At 63.3% G+C, this 19652-nt stretch carries 18 protein-coding genes; 13 read left to right on the forward strand and 5 right to left on the reverse strand.

Features of this window, described 5'->3' with window-relative positions; all coding sequences use genetic code 11:
- The first annotated feature begins 4 nt into the window (after positions 1-4).
- From ABNW52_RS01265 to ABNW52_RS01320, 12 genes are all read left to right on the forward strand, one after another.
- On the forward strand, positions 5-832 hold the full coding sequence (locus tag ABNW52_RS01265) for a helix-turn-helix domain-containing protein (RefSeq protein WP_349582921.1): 828 nt from the start codon (positions 5-7) through the stop codon (positions 830-832).
- A gap of 8 nt (positions 833-840) precedes the next feature.
- Positions 841-2115: a flavodoxin-dependent (E)-4-hydroxy-3-methylbut-2-enyl-diphosphate synthase gene (ispG, locus tag ABNW52_RS01270; protein ID WP_349582923.1), complete on the forward strand. Its 1275-nt coding sequence runs from the start codon at positions 841-843 to the stop codon at positions 2113-2115.
- 44 nt (positions 2116-2159) lie between these two features.
- Positions 2160-3434, forward strand: a complete 1275-nt coding sequence (hisS, locus tag ABNW52_RS01275) for a histidine--tRNA ligase (RefSeq protein WP_349582926.1) — start codon at positions 2160-2162, stop codon at positions 3432-3434.
- A gap of 10 nt (positions 3435-3444) precedes the next feature.
- Positions 3445-4074: a YfgM family protein gene (locus tag ABNW52_RS01280; RefSeq protein ID WP_349582929.1), complete on the forward strand. Its 630-nt coding sequence runs from the start codon at positions 3445-3447 to the stop codon at positions 4072-4074.
- 1 nt (position 4075) lies between these two features.
- Positions 4076-5215, forward strand: a complete 1140-nt coding sequence (bamB, locus tag ABNW52_RS01285; RefSeq protein ID WP_349582932.1) for an outer membrane protein assembly factor BamB — start codon at positions 4076-4078, stop codon at positions 5213-5215.
- A 10-nt stretch (positions 5216-5225) separates the two neighbouring features.
- Entirely contained in the window at positions 5226-6590 is a 1365-nt protein-coding gene (gene der, locus ABNW52_RS01290; RefSeq protein ID WP_349582935.1) for a ribosome biogenesis GTPase Der, read from the forward strand.
- 89 nt (positions 6591-6679) lie between these two features.
- Positions 6680-6937, forward strand: coding sequence for an RNA chaperone Hfq (hfq, locus tag ABNW52_RS01295; protein ID WP_349582938.1), 258 nt, complete (start codon positions 6680-6682; stop codon positions 6935-6937).
- Between the two features lie 69 nt (positions 6938-7006).
- Complete coding sequence (gene hflX / locus ABNW52_RS01300; RefSeq protein WP_349582941.1) at positions 7007-8140, forward strand: ribosome rescue GTPase HflX; 1134 nt, start codon at positions 7007-7009, stop codon at positions 8138-8140.
- Positions 8127-9311, forward strand: coding sequence for an FtsH protease activity modulator HflK (gene hflK, locus ABNW52_RS01305; protein WP_349582944.1), 1185 nt, complete (start codon positions 8127-8129; stop codon positions 9309-9311). Before hflX ends, hflK begins: the two co-directional genes overlap by 14 nt.
- 12 nt (positions 9312-9323) lie before the next feature.
- The gene (gene hflC, locus ABNW52_RS01310) at positions 9324-10199 is read left to right on the forward strand and encodes a protease modulator HflC (RefSeq protein WP_349582947.1); all 876 of its coding nucleotides are present in this window, start codon (positions 9324-9326) and stop codon (positions 10197-10199) included.
- A 99-nt stretch (positions 10200-10298) separates the two neighbouring features.
- Positions 10299-11450 carry an ATP phosphoribosyltransferase regulatory subunit gene (locus tag ABNW52_RS01315; RefSeq protein WP_349582949.1) on the forward strand — a complete coding sequence of 384 codons (1152 nt, stop codon included), beginning with the start codon at positions 10299-10301 and terminating at the stop codon, positions 11448-11450.
- A gap of 31 nt (positions 11451-11481) precedes the next feature.
- Positions 11482-12777, forward strand: coding sequence for an adenylosuccinate synthase (locus ABNW52_RS01320; protein WP_349582952.1), 1296 nt, complete (start codon positions 11482-11484; stop codon positions 12775-12777).
- A 136-nt stretch (positions 12778-12913) separates the two neighbouring features.
- On the opposite strand, the gene ABNW52_RS01325 is transcribed toward ABNW52_RS01320, so the two are convergent.
- From ABNW52_RS01325 to ABNW52_RS01340, 4 genes are read right to left on the reverse strand one after another with little or no spacing between them, the layout of a single operon-like run.
- Positions 12914-13234 carry a rhodanese-like domain-containing protein gene (locus ABNW52_RS01325; protein WP_349582954.1) on the reverse strand — a complete coding sequence of 107 codons (321 nt, stop codon included), beginning with the start codon at positions 13232-13234 and terminating at the stop codon, positions 12914-12916.
- A 33-nt stretch (positions 13235-13267) separates the two neighbouring features.
- The gene (locus ABNW52_RS01330) at positions 13268-13495 is read right to left on the reverse strand and encodes a YgaP family membrane protein (protein ID WP_349582957.1); all 228 of its coding nucleotides are present in this window, start codon (positions 13493-13495) and stop codon (positions 13268-13270) included.
- A 12-nt stretch (positions 13496-13507) separates the two neighbouring features.
- Positions 13508-16699: an efflux RND transporter permease subunit gene (locus ABNW52_RS01335; RefSeq protein WP_349582960.1), complete on the reverse strand. Its 3192-nt coding sequence runs from the start codon at positions 16697-16699 to the stop codon at positions 13508-13510.
- Positions 16699-17724 (reverse strand): efflux RND transporter periplasmic adaptor subunit, encoded by a 1026-nt coding sequence (locus ABNW52_RS01340; RefSeq protein WP_349582963.1) that lies wholly within the window; start codon positions 17722-17724, stop codon positions 16699-16701. Before ABNW52_RS01340 ends, ABNW52_RS01335 begins: the two co-directional genes overlap by 1 nt.
- A gap of 132 nt (positions 17725-17856) precedes the next feature.
- Between ABNW52_RS01340 and ABNW52_RS01345 the strand changes: the two genes are divergently transcribed.
- Complete coding sequence (locus ABNW52_RS01345) at positions 17857-18246, forward strand: rhodanese-like domain-containing protein (protein WP_349582965.1); 390 nt, start codon at positions 17857-17859, stop codon at positions 18244-18246.
- Between the two features lie 92 nt (positions 18247-18338).
- Here the strand turns inward: ABNW52_RS01345 and ABNW52_RS01350 are convergent, their stop codons facing one another.
- On the reverse strand, positions 18339-19172 hold the full coding sequence (locus ABNW52_RS01350; protein ID WP_349582967.1) for a hypothetical protein: 834 nt from the start codon (positions 19170-19172) through the stop codon (positions 18339-18341).
- Positions 19173-19652: the final 480 nt, after the last annotated feature.

Consider the following 19652-nt stretch of genomic DNA (forward strand, 5'->3'; position numbering starts at 1 on the left):
GACTTTGTCTCCCGCCCAACAGATTGGTCAGCAACTGCGCACCGCACGCGAGGCCCAAGGCCTCAGCCTGCTGGATGTGGTTGATCGTCTCAAATTGTCGCAGCGTCAGCTGGAAGCCATCGAAGCCGGTCAGTTCGACCGTCTGCCCGGTGTGACTTTCGTCCGCGGTTTTGTACGTAACTATGCGCGTTTTCTGGAACTGGACAGCAGTGGCCTGATGACACTGCTGGACGCGCAGTTTCCGCCGGTAAAACTGGAGCCGGCACCGCTGGCGACCGCCGCAGCAGAGGCGCAGCCAGCCGGCAGTGGCAAGGGCTGGCTCTGGTTGTTGCCGCTGTTGCTGGCCGGTGGTGCGGCGGGATGGTGGCAATTCAGCCAGCAGCCCGCGCCTAGCAGCGAACCGCAGGCCCTGCAGCTGGAAATGACTACGGCGAGTGCGCCGCTTGCCGAGAGCAGTGTGCCGTTGACCGAGGTGAAAGCCGAGGCCAGTGCTGCACAAGCCACGCCGCTGCCGGCCAGTGCGCCGGCTGTGGTGGCACCGGTAGTGGCCCCGGCCAAGAGTGCTGCATCGGCACCGGTTGTCGCCGCCGCGGGTGAAAAAAGCGTGCGTCTGACCACGCGCCAGGAGTCCTGGGTGACGGTGACCGATGCCAGTGGCAAGCGCCTGATTTACGGCCTGCTGCCGGCTGGCAGCGACAAGCAGGCGACCGGTGTGCCGCCGTTCAAGCTCACCATCGGCAATGCTGCCCAGGTCGAGCTGGCCTATGAGGGCACTGCGGTCGACCTGAAGAGCAAGATTCGCGGTACCACCGCCAAACTCGAACTCAATTGAACATCGTGATGGACGCAACAAGCAAACGCCGCCCGACCCACCAGGTTGCCATTGGTCATGTGCTGGTCGGTTCGCAGCACCCGGTAATGGTGCAGTCGATGACCAATACCGATACCGCGGATGCCGTGGCCACCGCACAGCAGGTGTACGAGCTGGCGCAGGCCGGTTCCGAGGTGGTGCGTATTACCGTCAACAGCCCGGAAGCAGCGGCCAGGGTGGCGGAAATCCGCCAGCGGCTGGATGATATGGGCAGCGATGTGCCGCTGGTTGGCGACTTCCATTTCAACGGTGAGCGTCTGCTGAAAGAGTTTCCGGATTGCGCCCGCGCGCTGGCGAAATACCGCATCAATCCGGGCAACGTTGGCAAGGGCGCCAAGGGCGACGAGAAGTTCGCCTACATGATCCGTACCGCCATCGAATACGACAAGCCGGTGCGCATCGGCGTGAACTGGGGCAGCCTGGACCAGGCGCTGCTGGCGCGCATGCTGGATGCCAACAACCATGCGGCCAACCCCAAGCCGCTGGAGGTGGTGATGCGCGAGGCGCTGATCGTCTCCGCGCTGGAGTCCGCCGACAAGGCGATGGAGCTGGGCCTGCCGGCCGACCACATCCTGCTGTCGTGCAAGGTCAGTAACGTACAGGACCTGATCACCGTGTACCGCGATCTGGGTAGTCGCTGCCAGTTTCCGCTACACCTGGGCCTGACCGAGGCCGGCATGGGCAGTAAGGGCATCGTCGCCTCCAGCGCCGCGCTGGCAATCCTGCTGCAGGAAGGCATCGGTGACACCATCCGCATCTCGCTGACCCCGCAACCGGGCGAAGCGCGTACGAAGGAGGTGGTGGTGGCGCAGGAACTGCTGCAGACCATGGGCCTGCGTTCGTTCACGCCACTGGTCACCGCCTGTCCGGGCTGTGGCCGCACCACCAGTACTTTCTTTCAGGAACTGGCGGACAGCATCCAGAGCTACCTGCGCGAGCAGATGCCGGTGTGGCGTCTGCAGTATCCGGGTGTGGAAGACATGAAAGTGGCAGTGATGGGCTGCGTGGTGAACGGCCCGGGCGAATCCAAGCTGGCCGACATCGGCATCAGCCTGCCGGGCACCGGCGAGGTACCTGTGGCGCCGGTATATGTCGATGGCCACAAGGATGTCACGCTGAAGGGTGACAATATCGCCGCCGAGTTCAAGGCCATTGTCGACAACTATGTGTTGACCCGCTACGGCGAAGGCGGTGCCAAGCGTCGCGAGCTGGTGAGCCGCACCATTCCGATCAAGTCGCTGTGACAGCGGCCAACCTGTAAAGAATCTGACTGTTTCCGGAACGAGTAATGGCACAAAAAATACAAGCGATTCGCGGCATGAATGATGTGCTGCCCGCAGAGTCGCATCAGTGGGAATACTTTGAAACGGTACTGCGTGGCTGGCTGCACGATTACGGTTACCAGAACATCCGCACCCCCATCGTGGAAAGCACGCCACTGTTCGTGCGCTCGATCGGCGAAGTGACCGATATCGTCGAAAAGGAAATGTATTCCTTTACCGACGGCCTCAACAACGAGCCGTTGACCATGCGCCCGGAAGGTACCGCCGGCACTCTGCGTGCGGTGGTGGAACACAACCTGCTGTACAACACCACGCAGAAGCTGTGGTACATGGGCCCGATGTTCCGCCATGAGCGCCCGCAGAAGGGGCGCTATCGTCAGTTCCACCAGATCGGGGTGGAAGCGCTGGGTATGCATGGCCCGGACATCGATGCCGAAATCATCGCCATGACCGCCGAGCTGTGGCGTCGTCTGGGGCTGGCGGACAGCGTGCGTCTGGAAATCAATACCCTGGGCAACAAGGAAGAACGTGCCGCGCACCGCGAGGCGTTGATCCAGCATCTGGAAGCCCATCTCGACATCCTCGACGAAGACGGCAAACGCCGCCTGTACAGCAACCCGCTGCGCGTGCTGGACACCAAGAATCCGGCTCTGCAGGCCATGGCGGATGCTGCCCCGCGGCTGAGCGATTATCTGGGTGAAGCGTCGCGCCAGCACTATGAGGGCTGGAAGGCGTTGATCGGCGCGCTGGGCATCGCCTACGTGGAAAACCCGCGCCTGGTGCGCGGTCTTGACTACTACAACCAGTCGGTGTTCGAGTGGGTGACCACCGAGCTGGGCTCGCAGGGCACGGTGTGTGCCGGTGGCCGTTACGATGGCCTGATCGAGCAGCTGGGTGGCAAGCCGGCGCCGGGTATCGGCTTTGGCATGGGTATGGAGCGCGTGCTGCTGCTGTTGGCCGAAAAAGGCCTGTTGCCGGCTCGCCGCAGCGTGGATGCCTTCATCGTCAATCAGGGCGAGGGCGCCACCGCCTACGCCATGCAGCTGGCACAGCAATTGCGCCAGGCCGGCATGAGCGTGGTGCAGCACATGGGCGACGCCAGCTTCAAGTCACAAATGAAAAAAGCCGATGGCAGCGGCGCCGTGGTGGCGCTGATCATCGGCGAAAACGAAGTGTCTGCCGGCCAGGTAGTGGTGAAACCGCTGCGCGCCGAGCTAGCACAGGAAACCGTTGCTGCGGCCAACCTGGTTGCCACGGTTGCCCGCTTCAAGGCTGAATAAGGGGAAGGCCATGGCCTACGACTTGCAGGAACAGGAACAGATCGACACGCTGAAGGCGTTCTGGTCGCAGTGGGGCAAACTGATCGGTGGCGCCGTGCTGGCGGTATCGCTGGGTTTTCTCGGCTTCAAGGGCTGGCAGTATTACCAGCGTAGCCAAGCCGAGGCGGCGGCCGTGATCTACAGCCAGCTGGAAACCCAGCTGCAGGGGGCCAAGCTGGATCAGGTCAAGTCCACCGTTGCCCTGCTGCAGCGTGACTACCCGTCGTCAGCGCTGTCGTCCAACGCCGCCTTGCTGGCCGCCAAGCTGGCTTTCGAGCGCAATGACCTAGGCTTTGCCCGTGCGCAGCTGAAATGGGTGCTGGCACAGCAGGGTGACGAAGTGGTGATGGCCGTGGCGCGTCTGCGTCTGGCCACCGTGCTGCTGGATGAAAAGCAATACGATGCCGCTCTGGCCGAGCTGTCCCAGCCACGTCCGGCGGCTTTTGACAGCCAGTTCCTCGACCTGAAGGGCGATGTGCTGGTAGCGCGGGGTGATATCAGCGGTGCGCGCGAAAGCTACAAGGCCGCTTTGGCCAAGGCGGCGCCTGATGCGCCAGCACGCGACTTTATCCAGACCAAGCTGGACTCCGTGGGGAACTGACATGAAACGTTACTTGCTTGCTACTGCCATTGCCCTGCCGCTGCTGTCTGGCTGCGCTTCCTGGTTTACCGGGGAAGATGCCTATCAACCGACGCCGCTGGCCGACATCAAGCCGGAACAGGCGCTGCGAGTGAAGTGGCAGGTGTCGGTACCGGAGGCCAAGACTGGCCTGTTTCCGCCGTTTTACGATGCCGGCACGCTGTGGGTAGCGGGCGAGGATGGCGAGGTCAAGGCGCTGGAGGCACTGACCGGACGTACCATGCAGACGCTGGATCTCAAGCTGGAGCTAAGCGCCGGCCTGGCCGCGGCTGACGGCATGCTGTTTGTTGGTACCCGCAGCGGAGAGCTGCGGGCGGTGGACAGCAAAACTGGCAAGGTCATCTGGCACCAGAACCTGACCAGCGTGCTGGCAGAACCGCCACAGCTGGCCAGCAAGCTGCTGGTGGTACGTGCCGGCGACGGCCGGATGACGGCGTTCGATCGTGCCAGCGGCCGCCAACTGTGGACGCAATGGCAGCCGCTGCCATCGCTGACCGTGCGGGCCACCACGCCGCAGCTCAAGACCGAAGGCGATGACGTGCTGTTGTCCGGTGAAACCGGCGGCAAGATTTCTGTGTACGCGGTTGAGCAAGGGCGCCAGTTGTGGCAAGCCACGGTGGCCTCGCCGCGTGGCGCCAGCGAACTGGAACGTGTGACCGACGTGGTCAGCCAGCCGGTATTCGACGGTCGCCGCGTGTGCGCGGTGGCCTTCCAGGGGCGTACCGCCTGCTTCGAGGCGCGTGGCGGGCAACTGTCCTGGGCGCGCGATGTCGGCAGTAGCCGTGGCCTGGCACTGGATGCCAGTGCCGTATACGTGACGGCAGAAGATGGCGCGATCTGGGCATTCGACATTGAGTCCGGGCGCAACTTGTGGAAACAGGACAGTTTCCGCTATCGCAATGTCACCGCACCGGTGAAGCTGGGCAACCAGTTGCTGGTGCTCGACGGCGAAGGCTATGCACACCTGCTTTCGCCTCTTGATGGACACACGGTTGGCCGCAGCAGGCTTGACGTCAGCGGCACCATGAGTCGCCCGCTGGTACTGGGCGATACCGCCTATGTGTACGGCAAAAACGGCACGCTGGCTGCACTGACCCTCTAAGCTGTAAAAGATGAAACCAACTATTGCCCTAGTGGGCCGCCCCAATGTGGGCAAATCAACTCTGTTCAACCGGCTGACCCGCTCGCGTGATGCGCTGGTGGCGGACCAGCCGGGCCTGACTCGCGACCGTCACTATGGTCACGGCCGTGTCGGCAGCAAGCCGTACCTGGTAGTGGATACCGGCGGCTTCGAGCCGGTGGTGGATGAGGGCATCCTGTTCGAAATGGCGCGGCAGACGCTGCAGGCCGTGGACGAGGCCGATGCCATCGTGTTCCTGGTGGATGGCCGTACCGGCCTGACGCCGCAGGACAAGATCATTGCCAACCGTCTGCGCCAATCCAAGCAGCCGGTATTCCTGGCGGTGAATAAGGCCGAAGGCGTCAACCACGCGATGGCCGCCGCCGAATTCCACGAGCTGGCACTCGGTGAGCCGTACACCATTTCCGCTTCGCATGGTGACGGTGTGCGCGAAATGGTGGAAATGGTGCTGGAACACTTCCCGGATGCCGAGGAAGAGGACAAGACCCATCACCCGAAATTCGCCATTATTGGGCGACCCAACGTGGGCAAGTCCACGCTGGTGAACGCCATCCTGGGTGAAGAGCGCGTGATCGCCTTCGACCAGGCCGGTACTACGCGCGACAGTATTTATATTGATTTTGAGCGCGAAGGCCGCAAATACACCATTATCGATACCGCAGGCGTGCGTCGTCGTGGCAAGGTCAACGAAACCATCGAGAAATTCTCGGTGATCAAGACCATGAAGGCGATCGAGGATGCCAACGTTGCGGTGCTAGTACTGGATGCGCAGCTGGATATTTCCGAGCAGGATGCCACCATCGCCGGCTTCGCGCTGGAAGCGGGCCGTGCGCTGGTGGTTGCGGTCAATAAATGGGAAGACCTGGAACTTCAGCAGAAAGACACCATCAAGCGGGATATCCTGCGCAAACTGGGCTTTCTGGATTTTGCCAAGTTCCATTACATCTCGGCGCTGGAAGGCCGCGGGGTAGGCGATCTGTTCAAGTCCATCGATGATGCCTACAAGGCGGCGATGAGCAAGCTGCCGACGCCAAAACTGACCCGCATTCTGCAGGTGGCTACCGAGCGTCAGCAGCCGCCGCGTGCAGGCACCGTGCGTCCGAAGCTGCGCTACGCGCACCAGGGTGGCATGAACCCGCCGATCATCGTGATTCACGGCAATGCGCTGGACCGGGTTCCGGAAAGCTACACCCGCTACCTGGAAGGCATGTTCCGCAAGGCTTTTCATTTGCAAGGCACGCCGCTGCGGGTACAGTACAAATCGAGTGACAACCCGTTTGAGGTCGAAGCCACAGGCGGCAAACCAGGTTTGATGCGCCATAAGGGCCTCAAATAGTCGGCTGGAATTTTTTATGCTACAAAGACTGCTAGCACCAGCCCGCTTGAACCGAATTACAGAAACTCTTTGAAATTGGAGAACAAAAAATGAGCGCCAAAGGGCAAATGTTACAAGACCCGTTTCTGAACATCCTGCGTAAGGAACACGTGCCGGTATCCATCTACCTGGTAAACGGTATCAAGCTGCAGGGTCAGATCGAGTCTTTTGACCAGTATGTCGTTCTGCTGAAAAATACTGTGACTCAAATGGTATACAAACATGCCATTTCCACAGTGGTACCGGCCCGTCCGGTAAGCATCCCGCACGAGCACCACGTTGCCAAGCCGGAAGCACAGGACGCCTAACTTTTGCTTCATCTCGGGGGCTGGTCGATCATCAGATCGGCCAGCCCCCATTTCTTGAAAGTCCCCCGAGTGTTTGACCGTCCCGACCTAGGTGACCAGGCAGTACTGGTATGTCTGGATTTTGGCGAAGCCGACTACGAAGAAGGCGTTGCTGAGTGTGTGGAACTGGTAAAGGGCGCCGGCGTTGGCGTCTGTGGCATTGTGCGCGGCAAGCGACAACGACCGGACGCCGCCTTGTTTGCCGGCAAGGGCAAGGTGGAGGAAATCGCGGCCATGGTGCGTGCCACCGAGGCCAATGTGGTGATTTTCAACCATGACCTGAAGCCGATCCAGGAGCGCAACCTGGAGCGGGAAATGCAATGCCGCGTGGTCGATCGGGTCAGCCTGATTCTGGATATCTTTGCGCAGCGCGCACGCAGCCATGAAGGCAAGCTGCAGGTGGAGCTGGCGCAGCTGTCGCACATGGCTACCCGGCTGGTGCGTGGCTGGACCCACCTGGAACGGCAAAAGGGCGGTATCGGTCTGCGCGGCCCGGGTGAAACGCAGCTGGAAACCGACCGCCGCTTGCTGGGCATCCGCGTCAAGGCGCTGAAAGAGCGCCTGGCCACGGTACAGAAGCAGCGCAAGACCCAGCGCAAGGGGCGCGCGCGCTCCGGGGTGGCCTCGGTATCCATTGTCGGCTATACCAACGCCGGTAAATCCACGCTGTTCAACGCGCTGACCAAGGCCAATATCTACGCGGCCAACCAGCTGTTTGCCACGCTGGATACCACCAGCCGCCGGTTGTATATCAATCCGGAGGTGTCGATCGTGCTATCGGATACAGTCGGCTTCATCCGTGATCTGCCTCACTCGCTGGTGGCGGCGTTCCGCGCCACGCTTGAAGAAACCATCTCGGCCGAATTGCTGCTGCATGTCGTGGATTCGGCCAGCGAGATGCGCGACCGGCAGGTCGAAGAAGTCAACAAGGTGCTGCACGAGATCGATGCCGCCGAGGTGCCGCAGCTCCTGGTGTGGAACAAGACCGATTTGCGCGAGCTGCCACCGGAGATCATCCGCGACGAACATGGTGTCGTTATCGGCGTGCGCGTATCGGCGTTGACCGGGGCCGGTCTGGAACTCCTGCGGGAGGCCATTGCCGAACGCGTGTCGGGAACGACAGCAACGCACTTTCAACAAGAAGACACCTATGGCACAGAATGACAACAACCGTGGCCCCAATGACGGGCCGCCGGATTTGGATGAGATTTTCCGGCAACTGAATGAAAAACTATCGCGCCTGCTAGGGGGCAAGCCGCGCCAGCCCCAAACGCCGAATGGCGGCAATGGCGGCCCGCGCATGACCGGTGGCATGCGTTTCGGTGCGGCCGGTCTGCTGCTGGTACTGGGCGGTTTGTGGCTGGCCAGCGGTTTCTATGTGGTGGACGCCCGCGAAGAGGGCGTGGTGCTGCGTCTGGGCAGTTACAGCCGCACCAGTGAGTCCGGCTTACAGTGGCATGCGCCATACCCGTTCGAACAAGTCGAGATCGTCAACCTTACCCAGTTGCGCAGCGTAGAAATCGGCTATCGCAGCAACGCCAAGAACCGGGTGAAGGAAGAGTCGCTGATGCTGACCGAAGACCAGAACATCATTGATGTGCAGTTGTCGGTGCAGTACGACGTGAAGGACGCGCGTGACTTCCTGTTCAACAACCTGGCGCTGGAAGAAGACGCGCAGGACGTGGTGAAGCAGGCGGCGGAAACCGCCATCCGTGAAATAGTTGGCCGCAACAAGGTGGACTTCGTCCTGAACGAAGGCCGCACCCAGATCGCGGCGGAAACCCAGCGCATCATGCAGCAGATCCTGGACCGCTATCGCATGGGCGTACGGGTTGCCAAGGTCAACATCAATGATGTGCAACCGCCGGAAGCGGTGATCGCCGCCTTCGACGACGCGGTGAAAGCTGGTCAGGACAAGGAAAAGCTGCGCAACGAAGGGCAGGCCTACGCTAATGACGTGGTGCCCAAGGCACAGGGTCTGGCATCGCGGCTACTGGCCGAGGCCGAAGGCTATCAGCAGAAAGTGGTTTCTACCGCCGAGGGCGATGCCGCGCGCTTCCAGAGCGTGCTGGCCGAGTACAGCAAGGCCCCCAAGGTGATGCGTGACCGCCTGTATCTGGACATGATGCAGCAGGTGCTGAGCAACAGCAGCAAGGTGTATGTCGATCAGAAGGCCGGCAATAACCTGCTGTACCTGCCGCTGGACAAGCTGATGCAGCAGGCCGGCCCGGAACGTGCCGCCGAGCCGAAAGCCCCGGCTATTCCGCAGAGCGACAGTCAGCCCGCCCAGGCGCCTAGAGCGCACACCGAACGCGAAGTCATTCGCGGCCGCTAAGAGGATAAACAGATGGAACGCATGTTTCCCGTCATTATTGCCATCGCCGCGGCCCTGCTGCTTGCGGCCGGTTCGCTGTTTACCGTTGATCAGCGTCAGTTCGCCATGGTGTTCCAGTTTGGCGAAGTCGTCAGCGTCATCAAGCAGCCGGGCATCCACTTCAAAATTCCGCTGATGCAGAACGTGCGCTACTTCGACCAGCGCATTCAGACCATTGATCCGGAAGCGCCGGAGCTGTTCAACACCCGCGAAAAGAAAAACGTGCTGGTGGACAGTTTCGTCAAATGGCGCGTGATCGATGTCGAGCGCTTCTACAAGAGCGTGGGCGGTAACGATACCGTGGCGGTACAGCGTCTGCGCCAGACCATCAACGATGGCCTGCGTGCCGAGTTCGGCCAGAAAACCGTGGCGGACGTGATTTCCGGCAAGCGCGATGAAGTCATGGAAATCGTACGCAAGCGGGCCGATGGCGAAGCGAAGAAGATTGGCGTGGCCATTCTCGATGTCCGCCTCAAGCGCGTGGATTTCCCGGAAAAGATCAGCGATTCGGTATTCGAGCGCATGAATTCCGAGCGCCGTACCGTGGCCAACCAGCTGCGCAGCGAGGGCTCGGCCGAGGCTGAGCGCATCCGCGCTGATGCCGACCGTCAGCGCGAAGTGGTGCTGGCGGAAGCCTACAAGAAAGCCCAGCAGCTGAAGGGCGAGGGCGATGCCAAGGCGGCGGTGATCTATGCCCAGGCCTACGGCAAGAACCCGGAGTTCTACGCCTTCTGGCGCAGCATGGAGGCCTACAAGCAGACCTTCCGCAACAAGAGCGACGTGATGGTGCTCGACCCCAGTTCGGATTTCTTCAAGTATTTCAAGCGTGCGCAACCGGGTTCACGCTGATACAATTTGGGCTGACATTTAGGCACGTTGGCCGCAGGCCGCGCTGCTGAATAACAAGGCGGGATCCTGAGTCCCGCCTTTTCTTGTGTGTAAGGCAAAATGCGCAACTGGCTGTTACCCGAACATATCGCCGACATCCTGCCGGCAACCGCGCGCCAGGTGGAAACCGCCAAGGCAGCGATGCTGGAGCTGTTCCGCGTGTCCGGCTACGAACTCGTACTGCCGCCGCTGGTGGAGTACGCCGACGCGCTGGTGTCCGACGACGACGCCACGCTGGATCTGAAAACCTACAAGCTGGATGACCATCTGTCCGGCCGTCAGCTCGGCCTGCGGGCCGACATTACCCCCCAGGTAGCGCGTATCGACGCGCACCTGCTGTCGTCGCGTACCGGCGTTACCCGCCTGTGCTACGCCGGCAGCGTGGTGCACGCCCGTCCGTCCGGCCTGATGAGCTCGCGCGAGCCGCTGCAGGTGGGGGCCGAGCTGTACGGCTACGCCGGCATCGAGGCCGACGTGGAAATCATCGGCCTGATGCTGGATGCGCTGGCCCAGGTCGGGGTGAACAACCTTCGTCTCGACGTCGGTCACATCGGTATCTTCCGCGGCCTGGCCGCTGCTGCCGGGCTGGCCGCCGATGTGCGCCAGGAGCTGTTTGCCGCACTGCAGGCCAAGGATGTGGCCACCGCCGCCGAGCTGGTCGCCGGTGTCGCCGAGCCGTATCGCAGTGCCTTCCTGGCATTGCCGGAGCTGTATGGCCCGGCCAGTGTGCTGGAAAAGGCGCGCAACCGCTTGCCATCGCTGCCGGAAATCGAACTGGCGCTGATGCAGCTGTCCGCCATTGCCGCCGCCGTAGGCGACCGTGTGCAGGTGAGCTTCGATCTGGCCGAACTGCGCGGCGATGCCTACCACACCGGCCTGATGTTTGCCGCTTACGCTCCGGGCTGGTCCGAGGCGCTGGCGCGTGGCGGCCGCTACGACAACGTTGGCCGCCGCTTCGGCCGCGCCCGTCCGGCCACCGGTTTCAGCCTGGATCTGCGCGATCTGGTGCGCATCCTGCCGCAGCGCGACAGCGCGCAAGGCATCAAGCTGGCCGCGCGCCTGCTGCCGCAAGCCGCCGCCAAGGTGGCCGAACTGCGCGCCGCCGGCGAACGCGTGATCATTGATTACCTGGGCGAATCAGCCGATGCACTCAACTGCGACCGCGAACTGCAGGTTGTCGCCGGTGAGTGGCAGCTGGTCCCTTTCAAATAATTTGAACTTGAAACAGAAGAGGTTTTTTCCAATGTCCAAGAATGTCGTGGTGATCGGTACCCAGTGGGGTGACGAAGGCAAGGGCAAGATCGTTGACTGGCTGACCGACCACGCGCGTGCCGTAGTGCGCTTCCAGGGCGGTCACAACGCCGGCCACACCCTGTGGGTCAACGGCAAGAAAACCGTTCTGCGCCTGGTACCGTCCGGCATCCTGCGTGAAGGCGTGGAGTGCTTCATCGGCAACGGTGTGGTGCTGTCGCCGGAAGCGCTGCTGAAGGAAATCGACGAACTGGAAGCCGCTGGCGTCAACGCCTCGGCCCGCCTGAAGATCGCTGAAGGCTGCCCGCTGATCCTGCCGTACCACGTGGCTCTGGACCAGGCGCGCGAAGCCGCGCTGGGCGCCGGCAAGATCGGCACCACCGGTCGCGGCATCGGCCCGTGCTACGAAGACAAGGTAGCCCGTCGCGCGCTGAAGGTGATCGACCTGTTCAACCCGGAACGCTTCGCGGCCAAGCTGAAGGAAAACGTAGACTACTACAACTTCCTGCTGACCAATCTGCTCAAGGCCGAGCCGGTAAGCTACGACACCATCCTGGCCGATACCATGAAGCAGGCTGAGCGCATCAAGCCGATGGTGGCCGACGTATCCCGCACCCTGTACGACATGGACAAGGCCGGCACCCCGATCCTGTTCGAAGGCGCCCAGGGCACCCTGCTGGACATCGACCACGGCACCTACCCGTTCGTGACCTCGTCCAACTGCGTGGCCGGTGCTGCGGCACCGGGCGCCGGTGTACCGCCGCAGATGCTCAACTACGTGCTGGGCATCGTGAAGGGTTACTGCACCCGCGTGGGTTCCGGCCCGTTCCCGACTGAGCAGGACAACGAGGTCGGCGCCTTCCTGGCCAAACAGGGCAACGAGTTCGGCTCCGTGACCGGTCGCCCGCGTCGCTGTGGCTGGTTCGATGCCGCCGCGCTGAAGCGCTCCATCCAGATCAATGGCGTGTCCGGCCTGTGCGTGATGAAGCTGGACGTGATGGATGGCCTGGAAGAGATCAAGCTGTGTACCGGCTACATGCTGGATGGCAAGCTGGTCGACATCCTGCCGTTCGGTTCCGATGCCGTGACCAAGTGCGAACCGGTATACGAAACCCTGCCGGGCTGGACCGAATCCAGCGTGGGCGTTAAGCGTTGGGAAGACCTGCCGGCCAATGCCCAGGCTTACCTGACCCGTATCGCCGAAGTATGCGGCGCCCCGGTAGACATCGTTTCCACCGGCCCGGACCGCGAAGAAACCATCGTACTGCGTCACCCGTTCGGCCTGTAAGCCACGCGTAGTGCAGTAAGCAAAAGGCACCGTCGAGAGACGGTGCCTTTTTTCATGCGCCAAGGTTGGCCGCATGGCCTGCTGCGGCCAACCTTGATCGCATCGGCAGTGGCGGTGTGGCTAGCGGGCTACGCGATCATGGTGCCGGCTGTGCCAGCCAGGCTGCTGCTTGCTGCCGGGTGCGGGCGTTGTGGACCTGCGCAAAGCCGGCCTGTTGCAGCTGGCGGCAGGCGGCGGCGCTGCGCATGCCGCTGGCGCAGTACAGCACCAGTGCCGGCGGCTGGCTGGCCCGCAGGCGGCCGATCTGGCTGCCAAGCTGTGCCAGCGGGATGTTGATGGCGCCCGGCGCGTGGCCGGCGGCGTATTCCGGCGGCTCGCGCACGTCGAGCAGCAGGGTGCCAACCGGCAGGCTGGGCGGCGCGGCGGGGGAGAACAGGCGTGTCAGCCATTGCAGCATGGTGGTGTTTTGCTCCAGGGGAATGAGGGGAGGTCAGTTGCTGGCCGTGCAGCTGGCCTGTTCCGGCACACCCAGCTTTTGCAGCAGGATGGCCAGCGGGCAGAAATTGGTGAGCGAGAACTGGAACAGGTTGGCGCCGACAAAGGCGGTCAGCCACAGCCAGTTCTTGCTGACGAACAGCGGGCTAGCCTCGGCGCCCAGCGCCAGCGACAGCAGGATCATCAGGCCGGCAAAAAAGCGGATGGCGCGTTCGATGGTCATGGTGATTTCCTTTCAGTGTGGTGTGTCCGCGGCCTGGCCACGGAAGGCGATGTAGTACAGCAGCGGGATCACCACCAGCGTCAGCAGGGTGGAGACCAGAATGCCGAAGATCAGCGAGATGGCCAGACCGTTGAAGATCGGGTCGTCGAGGATGAACAGCGCACCTATCATCGCTGCCAGCCCGGTCAAGGCGATCGGCTGCGCGCGGGTGGCGGCGGAGCGCACCACGGCGGTGGCGAAATCCATGCCGCCGGCCACCTCCAGGCGGATGAAGTCCACCAGCAGGATGGAGTTGCGCACGATGATGCCGGCTAGCGCGATCATGCCGATCATGCTGGTGGCGGTGAACGGCGCACCCAGCAGCGCATGGCCGGGCATCACCCCCACCAGGGTCAGCGGAATTGGCGCCATGATGATCAGCGGCATCAGGTAGGAGCCGAAGTGCGCCACCACCAGCAGGTAGATCAGTACCAGGCCCACCGCATAGGCGGCGCCCATGTCGCGGAAGGTTTCATAGGTGATCTGCCATTCGCCGTCCCACTTGATGGCGTACTGGCGTTGGGTGTCCTGCGGCTGGTGGATGAAATACTCGCCCAGCGGCTGCAGGTTGGCGGTCTTGATGCTGGCCAGCTGGCCGCGCATCGCGAACATGCCGTACAGCGGACTGTCCTCGCCGCCGGCCATGTCGCCCACCACGTAGTCCACCGCCACGCCGTCCTTGCGCATGCGGGCGCGCTCCACCTCGGCCGGCACCGCGCGCACCAGCTCGGACAGCGGCAGCACGCTGCCGTCGCCGGCACGCACCGGCAGTGCCAGCAGCGCGTCGGTATTGGCCTGTGCCGCCAGCGGCAGGCGCAACTGCACCGGCACCGGGTACTTGCTGTTGTCGTGCAGCCAGGTGGCGTTGTCGCCGCCCAGGCCTGCGGCCAGGGTGCTGACGATGGCCGCCTGCGGCACGCCGCGCTGCATGGCTTTTTCGCGGTCGATCTGCAGCACGGTTTTCGGGCCTTGCGGCTGCACGCTGCTGTCCACATCCACAATATGGCTGCTGCGCTTGAATACGGCCTCCAGCTGCTGTGCCACGCTGGCGCGGCCGGCGGCGGACGGGCCGTAGACCTCGGCCACGATAGGCGCCATCACCGGCGGGCCGGGCGGCACTTCCACCAGCTTGATGCGCGCACCGTAGCGACGGGCGATCTCGGTGAGTGCCGGGCGATAACGCAGTGCGATGCGGTGGCTGGATTCGCTGCGCTGGTGTTTGTCCAGCAGGTTGATCAGCATGTCGCCGCTTTCATAGCCACTGCGCAGGTAGTACTGGCGCACCAGACCGTTGAAGTTGATCGGCGCGGCGGTGCCGGCATAGGCCTGGTAGTTGACCACTTCCGGCTGCTTGCCCAGCCACGCACCCATGTTCTGCATCAGCGCGGCAGTGTCTTCCAGCGGGCTGCCGGCCGGCATGTCCACCACCAGCTGCAGTTCGGACTTGTTATCGAACGGCAGCATCTTCAGCACTACCAGCTTGGCCACCGGCAATGCCAGCGACAGCAGCACCATGCCGGCTACGCCGAACCACAGCAGCGCGCGCGCGCGGCCGCCGCGTTGCGGGTGCAGGAACGGCGCGAACACCTTGCCGGCCAGCGGCTGCAGCTTTGCGGCCAGGCCGTCGTGCTGCTGGTGGGTCTTGGCCAGCCACAGTCGCGACAGCCACGGGGTGAGGATGAAGGCGATGGCTAGCGAGATCAGCATGCCCATGGAGGCATTGATCGGGATCGGGCTCATGTACGGCCCCATCAGGCCGGAAACGAAGGCCATCGGCAGCAGCGCGGCAATCACCGTCAGCGTGGCCAGGATGGTGGGGCCGCCCACTTCGTCCACCGCGCGCGGAATCAGCTCGCCCAGGCTGGTTTCCGGGTGCAGCTGGCGGTGGCGGTGGATGTTCTCCACCACCACGATGGCGTCGTCCACCAGGATGCCGATGGAGAAGATCAGCGCGAACAGCGACACGCGGTTGAGGGTGAAGCCCCAGGCCCAGGAGGCGAACAGGGTGGCGGTCAGCGTCAGGATCACCGCCACGCCAACGATGGCTGCCTCGCGGCGGCCCAGCGCCAGCATCACCAGCGCCACCACCGAGGCGGTGGCGAAGGCCAGTTTCTGGATCAGCTTCTGTGCCTTGTCGTTGGCGGTGGCGCCGTAGTTGCGGCTGAGGGTGACCTCGACATTGTCCGGCAGCATGCTGCCGTGCAGCTGGTCGACGCGCGCCACCAGCGCGTTGGCGATATCCACCGCGTTCTGGCCGGCCTTCTTGGTGACGCTGATGGTCACCGCCGGTGATTCGCCGCTGGCATCGCCAAACCACACGTAGCGCGACGGCTGCTGCGCGCCAGCGCTGACCTCGGCGACATCGCGCAGGTATACCGGCTTGCCGCCACGCACTGCCACGATCAGCTCGGCCACCTGCTGCGCATTCTGCAGGAAGGGGCCGGCCTCCAGCGTGATGGCACGCTGGTCCACCAGCTGGCCCAGCGGCAGCGCGAAATTGGCGCCGGCCAGCGCGCGGCGCAGGTCGTCCACGGTCAGGCCGGTGGCGGCCAACCTTTGCGGCTGCAGGCTCACGTTGATGGCCTGGCCGGGGCCGCCGATGGTGCTCACCTCACGGGTGCCGGGCACGCGCTTGAGTTCGCCTTCCAGCGCGTGGGCGATGCGCTCCAGATCAAAGCTGCCCAGGCTGTTGTCGCGGCTGTGCAGGGTAAAGGTGACGATGGGCACATCGTCGATGCCCTTGGGCTTGATCAGCGGCTGGCCCACGCCCAGGCCCGGCGGCAGCCAGTCGGCATTGCTGTTTACGGTGTCATAGAGGCGCACCAGCGCATCGATGCGCGGCACGCCTACCTTGTACTGCACGGTAATCACCGCCATGCCGGGGCGCGACACGCTGTAGACGTGGTCCACGCCGTCGATCTGGCCCAGCACCTGCTCCGCCGGCTGGGCTACCAGGCTTTCCACGCTGTCGGCGCTGGCGCCGGGGAAGGGGATCAGCACATTGGCCATGGTGACGTTGATCTGCGGCTCTTCCTCGCGCGGTGTCACCAGCACCGCGAACAGGCCCAGCAGCAGCGCCACCAGTGCGATCAGCGGGGTGATGCGTGCCTGCTGGAAGTAGGCCGCCAGCCGGCCGGCGATGCCCATCTTGTCGCTAGCGTGCATCAGTGTGCTCCTGCGCGAGAGATTGCCAGGGCTGCCGCCTGTTCGGCGTTGGCCGCAATGCGCTCGCCGGCCTTCAGGCCGGACAGCACCGGGTAGGCATTGCCCTGCGGCGTGCCCAGTCGTACGTAGCGCAGGCCGGGTTTGCCGGCGGCATCCACCACGTAGACGGCATCGAATTCGCGCTGGTGGCTGACGGCAGTGGCCGGCACGCTCAGGCGTACGTCAGGCTGGCCACGGGTAACAAAGCTGGCGCTGGCCATCTCGCCCACTGCTGGTTTGCTGCCGGCCGCCAGGTTGATGCGCACGGTGCGGGTCTGGCTGCCGGCGTCGGTGGCCGGAAACCACTCGACGCGGCCAACTTGCAGCGCCTGGCCGCGCCAGCTCAGGCTCACCGGGGCATCCTGGCGGATAGCGGCATAGGCGCTGGCCGGCAGCTGCAGCTCCACGCGCAGCGCGTTCGGGTCGTACAGCTCGACAATCGGCTGCCCCGGCATGGCCAGCGCGCCCTGGTCGCCGTTGACGCGGGCGATGGTGCCGGCAAACGGCGCGGTGAGGCGGTACAGCCCGGCCTGGGCGCCGGCGGCGCGGGCGGCGGCGATTTGTGCCCGCGCCTGCGCTTCGGCGGTTTGCAGCTGAGCTCGGGCCTGATCCAGTGCCGCGCCGCTCAGAAAGTGCTCGGCAGCGAGTTTGGCGCTGCGCTGGTAGTCACGGCGTGCCTGCGCCAACTGGGCGTTGGCCGCAGCGATCTGCGCCTGGCTGGCGGCGGCAGTCTGCTGCGCCGCTTCGCCATCCACCTGTGCCAGCAGTTGCCCGGTGGCTACCTGCTGTCCGGCGCGGACGTTGAGGGCGGTCAGCCGGCCGGCCACCGGCACCGACAGCTGCGCACTGCGCTGCGACTGGATCACACCCTGGGTGCTGTATTGCCGGGCGCTGGCACTGTCGCCCAACAGGAGGGTAGCCAGTGGTGCGGCGTAGACGCTGGGCAGTAGCAGCAGGCTGGCGAGCAGCAGGTTGGTGCGGAACATGGGCGATGCTCTCCGTCGGCATTGGCCGAATTTCTATGTCTTGAAACATAATATAAAAAACTATAATGTACAAGCTGGGAGACGCTGGCAATGTCTGCCGGTGTGACTTCACCATTAGTCGAGGAGAACGCAATGCTCAAGCAAACGGCACATGATCTGGTGGCGGCAGCCAAGGCCCAGATCCAGGAATGTTCGTTGCCGCAAGCGCAACAACTGCTGGCGGCGGGCCAGTCGCTGCTGCTGGATGTGCGCGAGCCGGAGGAGTTTGCCGCCGGACACCTGGCCGGCGCGCTGAACATCCCGCGTGGCTTGCTGGAGTTCCGTTTGTCAGGTGACCCTGCGCTTGCCGAGGTTGGCCGCACGGTGCTGCTGTATTGCAAGAGCAGTGGCCGGGCGGCGCTGGCGGCACGGGTCATGCAGGAAATGGGATACCAGGATGTAGTGTCGATTGCGGGGGGCTTTGATGCCTGGCTAGCTGCCGGCATGCCGGTGGAAAAACCGCGCCCGCTGGGTTTCGATTAGGCGGCGGCGCGCCTTGGCGCAGTTGTGCTACTTATGCCAAAACATCGGGGCCAAACGCGCAGCGTTTGGCCCCGATGGCGAGTGGCGGCGGCTTAGTACAGGCCGAAGATGCCCAGCAGGGTGAATACCAGTACAAAGCAGGTCACACCGGTCAGTATCAGGTTGGTATGCCGTTCCTTGGCCAGCGATACCTCCAGTGAACGCTCCTGCTGCTTGACTGCATTCAGCTGTTTTTGTAGTTCCAGTTTCTCGCCATCCAGCCGCGCCACGCTGTCCAGCAGCAGGCTGAGCGGCACCTCGGTGATCTTGTCGGTTTCCCAGCTGCTGATCAGCTGCCCAACGCGCTCCTTGAAATAGCGGCCGGAGCGTTGCTCGCTGTCCAGCCATTCAAAGTCAAAACCCTGTGCCGCCAGGCGGGAATTGCGTTTGATGCGCGCTTCTTCGCCGTCTGCCTCCGGGCTGGGCAGGGTAGTGGGCGGCACGCTGTAATCGGCAAAGTGGTTCTTCAGCCACTGGATAATCTGGGCGTAGGCGTAGCTGGTCAGCCCCAGATTGGCAATCTCCGGGCTTAGCAAGAAGCCGGAGCGCGGGCCGAACTGCACCATGCGCCGCGCGTGATCCACGCTCACCTGCAGGCAGTTGCGGGTATTCATCCAGTCGCTGGCTTCGCCCTGCATGGTTTTCCACTGCGTGCCCTGCACCATGGCATAAGCCTGGAACTGGATGCGGTAAAAGTCGGATAGCTGGGTCTTGGCCAGGCTGCGCCGCGCGAATACGTAGATGATATTGCCGTTGCTGTTGAGCGCCAGCAATTGGTCGCCATGGGTAACGGCCTGGCTGGCCAGGTAGGTTTCGTTCTCCAGCGGCGGCAACGGTGGCGGTTCCGGCGGCGCGGCAGTGCTTGTTTTACTGGCCTTGATATTCATCGGAGGGATGGCAGTAGACTTTAAACACACTCAAGCGTACACGATTTTTATCACAACGGTAGTCGCCAGACAGTTCGCCGAGAGGCAAGTCTCAATACGGGGCATGACGCACTGCTTCTGGGCGTGACTGGCCGATGTCAGTGCCATTATGCGTGCGCCTCCGGCGCTGCCAGGCTGCTTGCGGCTGGCACGGGGTTTGCTGAATGTGTATTGCGGAGTCTGCATGCAGATCCCCGCTTGAGAGTCTGTCCCGTTGCTTCTGTCTCACCATCATCAGAGACCGCCCGTTCCCGCCGGAACGGGCGATTTTTTTTGTGCGGCAACGGCCGTTCAGTGGTGGCCTGCGCGCCCGAGTGGGGGGAGGGTGGCTCCGGCAGCGACCGCGCACGTCCGCTATCGCGCGCGGTGGTGGAAACAATAAAGCGCCAAGCGCAGGGTACGAACCTGCAGCTGGCGCTTCTGTCTTACCGGCGGGAGCTG

Origin of the sequence: Vogesella oryzagri (assembly GCF_040148885.1) — a bacterium.
Classification (GTDB): domain Bacteria; phylum Pseudomonadota; class Gammaproteobacteria; order Burkholderiales; family Chromobacteriaceae; genus Vogesella; species Vogesella oryzagri.

Excerpts from the sequence above, each read along its gene's own strand:
- der (WP_349582935.1), top strand. The coding sequence starts at position 5,226 with ATGAAACCAACTATTGCCCTAGTGGGCCGCCCCAATGTGGGCAAATCA.
- ABNW52_RS01340 (WP_349582963.1), bottom strand. The coding sequence starts at position 17,724 with ATGTTCCGCACCAACCTGCTGCTCGCCAGCCTGCTGCTACTGCCCAGC.
- hisS (WP_349582926.1), top strand. The coding sequence starts at position 2,160 with ATGGCACAAAAAATACAAGCGATTCGCGGCATGAATGATGTGCTGCCC.
- ABNW52_RS01315 (WP_349582949.1), top strand. The coding sequence starts at position 10,299 with ATGCGCAACTGGCTGTTACCCGAACATATCGCCGACATCCTGCCGGCA.
- hflC (WP_349582947.1), top strand. The coding sequence starts at position 9,324 with ATGGAACGCATGTTTCCCGTCATTATTGCCATCGCCGCGGCCCTGCTG.
- hfq (WP_349582938.1), top strand. The coding sequence starts at position 6,680 with ATGAGCGCCAAAGGGCAAATGTTACAAGACCCGTTTCTGAACATCCTG.
- ABNW52_RS01280 (WP_349582929.1), top strand. The coding sequence starts at position 3,445 with ATGGCCTACGACTTGCAGGAACAGGAACAGATCGACACGCTGAAGGCG.
- ABNW52_RS01345 (WP_349582965.1), top strand. The coding sequence starts at position 17,857 with ATGCTCAAGCAAACGGCACATGATCTGGTGGCGGCAGCCAAGGCCCAG.
- ABNW52_RS01325 (WP_349582954.1), bottom strand. The coding sequence starts at position 13,234 with ATGCTGCAATGGCTGACACGCCTGTTCTCCCCCGCCGCGCCGCCCAGC.
- ABNW52_RS01350 (WP_349582967.1), bottom strand. The coding sequence starts at position 19,172 with ATGAATATCAAGGCCAGTAAAACAAGCACTGCCGCGCCGCCGGAACCG.
- ABNW52_RS01320 (WP_349582952.1), top strand. The coding sequence starts at position 11,482 with ATGTCCAAGAATGTCGTGGTGATCGGTACCCAGTGGGGTGACGAAGGC.
- bamB (WP_349582932.1), top strand. The coding sequence starts at position 4,076 with ATGAAACGTTACTTGCTTGCTACTGCCATTGCCCTGCCGCTGCTGTCT.
- ispG (WP_349582923.1), top strand. The coding sequence starts at position 841 with ATGGACGCAACAAGCAAACGCCGCCCGACCCACCAGGTTGCCATTGGT.
- ABNW52_RS01330 (WP_349582957.1), bottom strand. The coding sequence starts at position 13,495 with ATGACCATCGAACGCGCCATCCGCTTTTTTGCCGGCCTGATGATCCTG.
- hflK (WP_349582944.1), top strand. The coding sequence starts at position 8,127 with ATGGCACAGAATGACAACAACCGTGGCCCCAATGACGGGCCGCCGGAT.
- ABNW52_RS01335 (WP_349582960.1), bottom strand. The coding sequence starts at position 16,699 with ATGCACGCTAGCGACAAGATGGGCATCGCCGGCCGGCTGGCGGCCTAC.